Annotated in this window: 1 pseudogene; it reads right to left on the reverse strand. The window is 34.8% G+C overall.

The features are described 5' to 3' along the window. Positions 1–35: 35 nt before the first annotated feature. Positions 36–290: pseudogene (mafI, locus tag Q3O06_RS10030) on the reverse strand (protein MafI); the annotation flags it as partial.

A 290-nucleotide genomic window follows, 5' to 3' on the forward strand; every position in this document is an offset into this window, starting at 1 on the left:
TATACTTTCTGATTCTATTCATTAAGCCATTATGCTTATTCCTCAATCACGGTTTCCACCACCGAATGAATACTTTTAGGCAATTGCAAAAAAGCATTCCAAGCAATTAAAGCAGTTTTAAAAGTATGCAGCGAACAGCTTAAATCAGGCCAGCCGTCTTCTTCATCAAATTCGTTGTTATAGAAAACTACTTTTTCAGCAGAAATATCCCAGCAAAAACCTTGTCCACCTCCTGAATAAACTTCATTGGGATTATTTTCTGCTTGATGGATAAATTCTAAATTTTCATC

Source organism: Neisseria maigaei (assembly GCF_958267405.1).
Classification (GTDB): domain Bacteria; phylum Pseudomonadota; class Gammaproteobacteria; order Burkholderiales; family Neisseriaceae; genus Neisseria; species Neisseria bergeri.